At 70.4% G+C, this 7,451-nt stretch carries 7 protein-coding genes and 1 pseudogene; 2 read left to right on the top strand and 6 right to left on the bottom strand.

Features of this window, described 5'->3' with window-relative positions; all coding sequences use genetic code 11:
- Positions 1-301 (bottom strand): exodeoxyribonuclease V subunit gamma (locus tag IJH84_RS21575; protein ID WP_295148253.1); only part of this gene is annotated, 301 nt, incomplete at its 3' end.
- A 607-nt stretch (positions 302-908) separates the two neighbouring features.
- Positions 909-1,547 (bottom strand): TetR/AcrR family transcriptional regulator, encoded by a 639-nt coding sequence (locus tag IJH84_RS21570; RefSeq protein WP_295148250.1) that lies wholly within the window; start codon positions 1,545-1,547, stop codon positions 909-911.
- A gap of 119 nt (positions 1,548-1,666) precedes the next feature.
- On the opposite strand from IJH84_RS21570, the gene IJH84_RS21565 reads away from it, so the two are divergent.
- Both IJH84_RS21565 and IJH84_RS21560 read left to right on the top strand, forming a co-directional pair.
- Positions 1,667-2,872 carry a cytochrome P450 gene (locus tag IJH84_RS21565; RefSeq protein ID WP_295148247.1) on the top strand — a complete coding sequence of 402 codons (1,206 nt, stop codon included), beginning with the start codon at positions 1,667-1,669 and terminating at the stop codon, positions 2,870-2,872.
- A gap of 8 nt (positions 2,873-2,880) precedes the next feature.
- Positions 2,881-3,078: a ferredoxin gene (locus tag IJH84_RS21560; protein WP_200070539.1), complete on the top strand. Its 198-nt coding sequence runs from the start codon at positions 2,881-2,883 to the stop codon at positions 3,076-3,078.
- Positions 3,079-3,209: 131 nt separating this feature from the next.
- On the opposite strand, the gene IJH84_RS21555 is transcribed toward IJH84_RS21560, so the two are convergent.
- From IJH84_RS21555 to IJH84_RS21540, 4 genes and pseudogenes are all read right to left on the bottom strand, one after another.
- Positions 3,210-4,010 carry an IclR family transcriptional regulator gene (locus tag IJH84_RS21555; protein ID WP_200070540.1) on the bottom strand — a complete coding sequence of 267 codons (801 nt, stop codon included), beginning with the start codon at positions 4,008-4,010 and terminating at the stop codon, positions 3,210-3,212.
- A 118-nt stretch (positions 4,011-4,128) separates the two neighbouring features.
- Positions 4,129-5,339 (bottom strand): annotated as a pseudogene (locus IJH84_RS21550) (MFS transporter).
- Positions 5,340-5,501: 162 nt separating this feature from the next.
- Positions 5,502-6,812 carry an enolase C-terminal domain-like protein gene (locus tag IJH84_RS21545; protein ID WP_233627508.1) on the bottom strand — a complete coding sequence of 437 codons (1,311 nt, stop codon included), beginning with the start codon at positions 6,810-6,812 and terminating at the stop codon, positions 5,502-5,504.
- A gap of 16 nt (positions 6,813-6,828) precedes the next feature.
- A partial coding sequence (locus IJH84_RS21540) for a 5-dehydro-4-deoxyglucarate dehydratase (RefSeq protein ID WP_295148237.1) occupies positions 6,829-7,451 on the bottom strand: 623 nt, incomplete at its 5' end.

Here is a 7,451-nt window from a genome sequence, read left to right as displayed (position 1 = left end):
GGATGTCGCGGGGCTCGAGCGTTTCGTCGTCGGCGAGCAGACCGAGCAAAACCTCACGGAGGACGTCGATTTGGCGGGCGGGGCCGTGGCAGCTGTGCACCTGCACCGAGCGGTCGTCGGGGCCGAGCAGCGCAGCCGGACCGCCGACGAACCTCGAGAGCCGGCGCAGCACCAGCGCCAAGCCGCCGGGGGCTGCGGCGTCGGCCTGCAGCCCGCGCAGCTGCTCGACCTCCGGTCGTGCCGCTTCGGGGGCCTGTTCGGCCGCCGACGCACCCGAATCGCAATTGATCACTTCACGCACCCGCACCTGTCTCCGCCGCGGCAACCTACCGCACACCGGCGTCGTGTTGATCATCGAACCCGCCGGGCGGTGGTCCGTGACGTTTCCGCCTCCGCAGAGCTATGGTCGAACGACCCGCCGCCGAACTAGATCATTTTCCGGCGAACCGCCGCTGAACAGCGCGACCGGGCAATTTCTTACCGCCGCGCGGCCCGATTGGGCAAGAATGAACTTCCCGCGCGCCATCGGCAGCCCTAAGTTGAGCCACCACGTGAGAGCAAGCGGGTTCGGCCGATCTGGGGGTGCGGCCGAAGCCGTTCCAGCCGCACCGCGAACCCGGCGACACCGCGCCGCCGCCGGGCTCGTGACCGCTCCCCGCGGGCGACCTCCGGAAAGCTCATGCGCCCGCGAGTCTGCTACCCCGGAAGCTCGGGCGATCGGCTCAGGCACCGGAGAACTCCCGCGGGGAGGCGGCGGCCGACTCGGAGAGACGCCTACGTTCGGCTCTGGTGTTGGTCTTTTTTAAGCGGCGCCAGCCGCTTCCGCCACCCACCTACGCAACGCAACCACCGGCGGGTGAGGTTCCGCGAAGCAACTGCCCACGCAAGCCGACCGCTAAGACAGGCATTCAGAAATCCAGGTCGGCCAGCCCGACCGGATCTCCCGGCAGCCTTTCCGGCGGCCCGGTGCGCAGCGCGTCCAGCAGCAACCGCGCCCGCCGCTCGCGCCCGTCGCCACCGAACTCGTGGTTGAGGTTCTCGCGCAGCAGCAGCGAGCACAGCATGGCCACGTCGCCGGTGCCGACATCGCGGCGCAGCGTGCCTTCCCGCTGCGCGTCCCGCACCACCTCGTCGAGCAGGCGAAGCAGTTCCGCACGCGAACGCGCGCTGAGCTCGTCGGAGGTGATGATCCGGTGCACCTTCGGCGACACCAACGCCAAGTGCACGCTCAGCTGCAACGCGCGGACATGGCGCACGATCCGCACCAGTGCCTGCCACGCGGTCGGCTCGTCCTGCTGCGCCAGCCGGGCCTCGTCCAGCGCCTGGCGGTAGTTGTCCTGGCAGACGCCGCGGATCAACGCCTCGCGGTCCGGGAAGCGGCGGTAGAGCGTGCCGATGCCCACCCCGGCCGCGCGGGCGATCTCCTCCATCGCGACGTCGGGGCCGTGCTCGGCGAACATGCGGCCCGCGGCCTCGATGAGCTGGATCCGGTTGCGGCGGGCGTCGGCCCGCAGCGCCGTATCCGGCACCGTCGAATCGGACGTCATGGGATCTTCCTCCTCGTCGCCGCGGATCTTCTCACCCGGACGCAGGTGGATGGAAATCCTCCGCTTCGCTAACCTGGGTGAGAGTAACCGGACTGTTTCCCTCCACATAAGGAGCCGGGATGCCCGACCCCGCCGCCTCCCAAGCACCGTCCTTCCCGATGACCCGCGAGTGCCCGTTCCGCCAGCCCGCCGCCTACCAGCAGCTTCGCGAGCAGGGCCGCCTCGGCAGCGGCCGACTGCCGGACGGCCGCGGGGTCCGGGTGCTGACCAGGCACAAGGACGTCCGGACGATGCTCGCCGATCCGCGGTTCAGCTCGGACCGCCGCAATCCGGGTTTCCCGCTCCAGGTCGAACGGCCCAAGGGCGAGCAGTTCCCGAAATCGATGATCTCGATGGACGGAGCCGAGCACGCCGCCGCGCGCCGGGCGGTGCTCGGCGAATTCACCGTCCGGCGGATCAACGCGCTGCTGCCGCGCGTCCAGCAGATCGTCGACGAGCACGTCGAGGCCATGCTGGCAGGGCCGCCACACGCGGACTTGGTGCGCGAGCTGTCGCTGCCGGTGCCCTCGCTGGTGATCTGCGAACTGCTGGGGGTTCCCTACGCGGACCACGACTTCTTCCAGTCCCGCAGCGCCACGCTGCTCAACCGGGACGCGACCCCGCAGCAGCGCGGTTCCGCGATCGGCGATCTGAAGTCCTATTTGGACACACTCGTCCGCGGCAAGGTCGCCCAGCCCACCGACGATCTGCTGGGCAGGCAGGTCGCCGCCCAGCGCGCGGCCGGCGAAGTCGACGTCGAGGCGCTGGTCGCGACGGCGGTGCTGCTGCTGATCGCGGGCCACGAGACCACCGCCAACATGATCTCGCTGGGCACCTTGATGCTGCTGGAGAACCCGGAACGGCTGGCGGCGATCACCGCGGATCCGGGCAAGACCCCGGGCGCCGTGGAGGAACTGCTGCGCTACTTCACGATCGCGGAGTTCGCGACCTCCCGGGTCGCGCTGGAGGACGTGGAGATCGGCGGCGGCCTGATCGAGGCGGGCGAGGGCGTCATCGGCCTCGCGCTGTCCGGCGACCGGGACGCCGAGGTGTTCGACCGGCCCGAGGAGCTCGACGTCGAGCGGGGCGCGCGCAACCACCTGGCGTTCGGTTTCGGGCCGCACCAATGCCTCGGGCAGAACCTGGCCCGCGCGGAACTGCGGATCGTGTTCGACACGCTGTTCCGGCGAATTCCCGGGTTGCGGCTGGACGCCGCGGTGTCCGAGCTACCGTTCAAGAACGATGCGAACATCTTCGGGCTGCACCGGTTGCCGGTGGCCTGGTAGGAGGGAACATGCGGATCATCGCCGACACGGACCGGTGCGTCGGGGCCGGGCAGTGCGTGCTCACCGAGCCCGACGTGTTCGACCAGGACGAGGAAGAGGGCACGGTCCTGCTGCTGACCGAACGCACCACCGAGCAGACCGCGGAGGCGGTGCGCACGGCGGTCGACGTGTGTCCCGCGCAGGCGCTCTCGCTCGAGCAGGACTGAAGCGGCGGAGGCGGGCCGCGGTGCGGGATGCGTTCCGCACCGCGATTCACCGCTTCATGAGCCACTGTGGACAGTAATCCGGTTTTGCCGATTTGGCACGGCAAAAACCGGATGAGTCCACTGTGCACGAATCAGCGCCAGGACACCTGCGAGCGCGGCCAGCTGCGGGCGGCCCGCTCGATCGCGTCCCGGACGCGCAGCAGGTGCCGCACCGCTTCGCGCTCGAACTCCGGCGTCACCCGCGCGGTCGGCACCGAGCAGCTGATCGCGTCCTGGGCGGGCTCGTCGTAGCGCAATGCCACCCCGATGCAGTGCACCCCGAGGTTGCTTTCGCCGTCCTCCACCGCGTAGCCGCGCTCGCGGGTCGCGGCCAGGTCCGAGCGCAGTCCGTCGCGGTCCAGCGTGGCCTCGGTGAACATCGGCAGCGGATCCGGTAGCAGCGCGGCCACTTCCGCCGCGTCGCGCTCCGCAAGCAGCGCTTTGCCCAGCGACGTCGCGCTGGCGGGCAGGCGACGGCCGACGCGGCTGAACGGGCGCAGGTGGTGCTTGGACTCCCGGGTGGCCAGGTACACCACGTCCGCGCCGTCCAGCCGGGCGAAGTGCACCGTCTCGCCGAGTTCGGCGACCAGCTCGTCCAGGTACGGCTTGGTCTCGGCCACCAGCCGGTCACCGTCGATGTAGGACGTGCCGACCAGCAGCGCACGCATCCCGATGCCGTAGAGCGAGCCGGTGGCGTCGGTGCGCACCCAGCCGCGCGCCACCAAGGTCTGCAGCAGCGCGTAGAGGCTGCTGCGCGGAACACCGGTGCGCTCGGCGAGTTCGCGCAGGTTCACCGGCTCCCCTTCCAGGGCGCCGAGCACTTCCAGCACTTCCACGGTGCGCGCAGCCGACTTGACGTCGCGCACGCCCTTCTGGCCCTCCGCCATGCTCATCCCGCACTTCCCGGCGACCGCGAAAACGCCGCCACGGCGCCCTTTTCCCAGCGCCCGCTTTCCCGCTGCAACCGTACACATCGCCCGGTCCGGGCGGCGCCGACGGGCGCTGCGGCGGTCAACAACCGGCCGGGACGGCGGCGGCGCGATCGCGTCCCCGGCCGATCAGGGTGGCCGAACCCGCCGCGAGCAACGAAGCGACCGACAGCCCGTACAGCCCGATGGTCGTCGAGCCGGTCGACTGCTCCAGGAATCCGATGACCGTGGGCGCGACGAACCCGCCCAAATTGCCCAGCGAATTCACCAGCGCGATGCCCGGTGCGACGATCCGCCCGTCCAGGCCCTGCTGGGCGATCGGCCAGAAGATCGACGCCGAGCACTTGAACCCGACCGCGGCCACGCACATCGCCGCCACCCCGAACCACGGACTGCCCAGAGTGGTCAGGAACGTGCCGATCGCCGCGATGACCAGCGCCGCCGAGACGTACGGCTTGCGGACGCCGGTGCGGTCGGTGAACCGCCCCATGCCGTACATCGCGGCGATCGCGCCCGCCCACGGGATCGCGCTCACCACCCCGACGCCGAAGTCGGGCAGCCCGCGGATGCCGTCGACCAGGCTCGGCAACCAGAACGTGATGGTGTAGCCGGTCAGCGAAATCGCGAAGAAGATGAAGCACAGCAGCAGAACCTGCGGTTCCAGCAGCAACCGCGCCTTGGACGTGCGCGCTCCGGCGGCTTGCCGGTTCGCGTCGTCGGCGGCCACCGCGGCCGACAGCGCCGATCTCTCCTGCGCCGAGAGCCACTTGGCCTCGGGGATCCGGGAGACCAGGAAGAACGCCGCGACGATGCCGATCAGCACCGACAGCGCGCCCTGGGACAGGAACATCCACTTCCAGCCCGCCAGCCCGGCGACCCCGTCCAGTTCCAGCAGGCCGCCGGTGACCGGCCCGGTGACGACGTAGGCCCCCGCCGAGCCTGCCAGGAAGATCGCCGTCGCCCGCCGCGGTAGCGGTCCGGCAGCCAGCAGGTGAAGTAGTACATGACGCCGGGGAAGAAGCCGGCTTCGGCCACGCCCAGCAGGAACCGCATGAGGTAGAACGTGGCGGGGTTGGTGATGAACGACATCAGGAACACCACCACACCCCAGCTGATCATGATCCGGGTCAGCCAGACCCGCGCGCCGAAGCGCTCCATGAGCATGTTGCTGGGCACTTCGAAGATGGCGTAGGCGACGAAGAACAGCCCGGCGCCGAGCCCGTAGGCGGCGGCCCCGATGCCCAGATCGGCCTCCAGGTCCGCGCGCACGAACCCGATGTTCGTGCGGTCCATCTGGTTGATGATCAGCATCAGCACCACGAGCGGGATCATGCGGCGGAAGAACTTGCGCACCGCGCTGCGCAGCGCTGGGTCGTCCGCAGTGGACGAAGGCGGCACCGTCGTCATTGACGTCTCCGATTTTTCTTGTGCGGCGCGGCCAACCGGCCGCTGGCGTTACCAGACGGGGAAGCTCGGCGATGTCCACTCCGGATGGACGCGGCGCATCGCTGCGGCGTCGTCGCGGCCGCGCACGTCGCTGTCCAGCCAGCGCTGGTGCAGCCGCGCGAGCGAATCGCGGTCCAGCGCCACGCCGAGCCCCGGGGTGTCGGTGACCTCGACCGCACCGCCGGTGAAGGTGTGCGGGACGGTGATGACGTCCTCGGTCTGCCAAGGCCGGTGCGTGTCGCAGGCGTAGCCGAGTTCCGGGATCGTCGCGGCCACGTGGGTCATCGCGGCCAGGCTGATGCCGAGGTGCGTGTTGGAGTGCATGGACAGCTCGCGCCCGAAGGTCCGGCACACCGCCGCCAGGTCCTGGGTGGCGCGCAGCCCGCCCCAGTAGTGGTGGTCGGAGAGCACGACCTGCACCGCGTCGCGGGTGAACGCCTCGGCTACCTCTTCGACCGCGGTGACGCACATGTTCGTGGCCAGCGGCAGGCTGGTGCGCTCGGCGACCTCGGCCATCGACGTGGTCCCGGCGGTCGGGTCCTCCAGGTACTCCGCGACGCCTTCCAGCGCGGCGGCCACTTCCAGGCTCGTCGAGACCGACCACGCCCCGTTCGGGTCCAGCCGCAGCGGCGCGTCCGGGAACGCCTCGCGCAGCGCATGGATCGCGGCGACCTCCTGCTTCGGCTCGAACACGCCGCCTTTGAGCTTGAACGAGCGGAACCCGTAGCGATCGGCGAAGCGCTGCGCCTGCGCGACAACGCCCGCCGGGTCGAGCGCGGCGCCCCAGTCGTCGGACGGTTCTCCTTCGCCCGGATGCTCGGCCCAGCGGTAGAACAGATACCCGCTGTATTCCACGCGGTCGCGCACCTTGCCGCCGAGCAGCGCGTGCACCGGCATCCCGGTCTCGTGCCCGAGCGCGTCCAGCATCGCCACCTCGAACGCGGAAACCACGCTGTGCACCAATTTGTGCTGCGTCCGCGAGCCGCGCAGGCCCTCGGCGACGACGGTGTTGTCCAGCTCGGCGGTCCGCACTTGCGCCGCCGCGGCCGAAACCAGCCGGAACAGGTCGTTGCGCGCGGTCAGCGGCGCGCCGACCAGCTCGGGCCCGAATGCCTGGGCGATCTTGAGGTAGTCGGTGTCGCCGTAGGTCTCACCGATGCCGCTCGCTCCGGAGCCGGTGACGACTTCGACGATCGTGCGCGGCGTGTAGGGCTGGTGCACGCCCTGCACGTTCAGCAGCGGGGGGTCGCTGATCAGGATGGGGGTGACGCGGACTTCGGCGATGCGTGCCGGGTTCGACATGCTCGTGGAGTTCGACATGCGGGGCCTCCGGAGTTCAGGACACGAGCGCGAGGCCCGTTTCGATCAGGTCGCCGAGCTCGGCGAGGTCGTCGGTGCCGGGATCGGCCAGCGGTGCGCGCACCGGCCCGACGGACAAGCCGCGCAGCCGCGCGCCCGCCTTGACCAGCGAAACCGCGTATCCGGGCTGGCGGTCCCGCAGCTCCACCAGCGGGTGGTAGAACTCGCGCAGCAGTCGCTCGACGCGCTCGTGCTCACCGGCGTGCAACGCGCTCCAGAACGCTTTGGCGATCTCGGGCGCGAAGGCGTGCACGGCCGACGAGTACGGCCCGACACCGATGGCGGCGTAGGAACGCGCCTGCATCTCGGCGGTGGCCACACCGTTGAAGAACAGGAAGTCCTCCGGCGTGCGCAGCCGGATGCGCTGCAGCCCGTCCAGATCGCCGTGCCCGTCCTTGAGCCCGATCACGGTGGGGATCTCGGCGATCCGGGCCGCGCTGGCGGCGGTGAACCGGACGTAGTCGCGCTGGTAGGCGATCAGCGGCAGCGAGGTGTGCTCGGCGACCTTGCGGACCTGCTCGACCAGGCCGTGCTGCGGGGCTTTGACCAGGTAGTGCGGCATCAGCAGGCCGCCGTCGGCGCCCGCGTCGACGGCGCGCT

Source organism: Saccharopolyspora sp. (assembly GCF_017434145.1).
GTDB classification, from domain to species: Bacteria; Actinomycetota; Actinomycetes; order Mycobacteriales; family Pseudonocardiaceae; genus Saccharopolyspora_C; species Saccharopolyspora_C galaxeae.
This window is presented reverse-complemented; position numbering and strand designations above follow the sequence as displayed.

Coding starts and splice junctions, on each gene's coding strand:
- IJH84_RS21570 (WP_295148250.1), bottom strand. CDS start 1,547: ATGACGTCCGATTCGACGGTGCCGGATACGGCGCTGCGGGCCGACGCC.
- IJH84_RS21565 (WP_295148247.1), top strand. CDS start 1,667: ATGCCCGACCCCGCCGCCTCCCAAGCACCGTCCTTCCCGATGACCCGC.
- IJH84_RS21560 (WP_200070539.1), top strand. CDS start 2,881: ATGCGGATCATCGCCGACACGGACCGGTGCGTCGGGGCCGGGCAGTGC.
- IJH84_RS21555 (WP_200070540.1), bottom strand. CDS start 4,010: ATGAGCATGGCGGAGGGCCAGAAGGGCGTGCGCGACGTCAAGTCGGCT.
- IJH84_RS21545 (WP_233627508.1), bottom strand. CDS start 6,812: ATGTCGAACTCCACGAGCATGTCGAACCCGGCACGCATCGCCGAAGTC.